Source organism: Campylobacter sp. LMG 7929 (assembly GCF_024723595.1).
Taxonomy (GTDB): Bacteria; Campylobacterota; Campylobacteria; order Campylobacterales; family Campylobacteraceae; genus Campylobacter_D.
In genome coordinates this window covers 1-1,220 of record NZ_JANQCY010000031.1, presented here as the reverse complement: position 1 = coordinate 1,220, position 1,220 = coordinate 1, and the positions used below count along the sequence as shown (strand labels likewise).

Here is a 1,220-nt window from a genome sequence, read left to right as displayed (position 1 = left end):
GGAAGAAAAAGTTTTAAATAAATATTAACTCTTTCTAAGAGTTAATATTATGAACGTTGTATTTATAATATTAAAATACAATTAATTATTCATTGCAAAAAATATTTTTATAATTACAAAAAAATATTTTTAGGAGAAAAATAGTGAAAAGTATTAAAATGAAAGTTGCTTTGATTGCAAACATCATAGCAATTATCTCTCTTTTAATTTTAGGAATCATAACATTTATTTTTGTTAAAGATGCTCTTTTTCAAGAAATTGTTAATTCTGAGCAAAATCGTTTAATTTCTACAAAAAATCTTATGACTAATTTCAAAGATAATACATCTGATTCATTAAAAAAGCTAAGTGAAACTATACTTAGACATCCTTATTCAGATTTAAATTCTGCTGAAAAATTAATGGATAATATTGGCTATCAATTAAGATCATTCAGAGATTCTGGTAATTTTCTAGCTGTTTATCTAGCCCAACCAAATGGAGAATTAATAGTAAGTGATCCAGATAGTGATAGCAAAGGCTTAGACTATGGAATTTATGGAAAAGCCGACAATTATGACGCAAGAACAAGAGAATTTTATATAGAAGCAATGAAAAATAATAGCCTATATATCACCCCTTCTTATATTGATGTAACAACAGGCTTGCCTTGCTTTACTTATGCCATGCCAATATATAAAGATGGTAATTTTATAGGAGTGTTGGCAATTGATATTTTGGTTAAAGATTTAGAAGATAGTCTTAAACAAATGCCAGGTGCTTCTTTTATTTATGATAAAAATCGTTTTTCATTTGTTTCAACAAGTAAAAATTATATTGGAAATGACCCAAATGTTGCCATTGTAGCAGATGGATTTAGCAAAGCAAAAGATGGCGAACCATTCTTTTATACCAGCAAAGAAGGAAATGAAAGACTTGGAATGTGTGATAATATAGATGGATATACAGTATGTAACATGGCATATATTGACACAATTTCTCAATCAAGTAAAAAAATAGCCTATATACAAGCCATTATTGTTATTTTTACAAGTATTGCAAGTATTGTTTTGCTTTATTTCATCATCTCTTATTATCTATCACCTTTACAAACTATACAAAATGGTCTTAGTTCTTTCTTTGATTTCATCAATCATAAAACTAAAGACTCGGCTATGATAGATGTTAAAAGCAACGATGAATTTGAAGTAATAGCAAAAGCTATTAATGAAAACATCACC

At 27.3% G+C, this 1,220-nt stretch carries 1 protein-coding gene; it reads left to right on the top strand.

Annotated elements, in window-relative coordinates; translation table 11 throughout:
• Positions 1-143 precede the first annotated feature (143 nt).
• Positions 144-1,220 (top strand): PDC sensor domain-containing protein (locus tag CAMP5118_RS07915; RefSeq protein ID WP_337217023.1); only part of this gene is annotated, 1,077 nt, incomplete at its 3' end.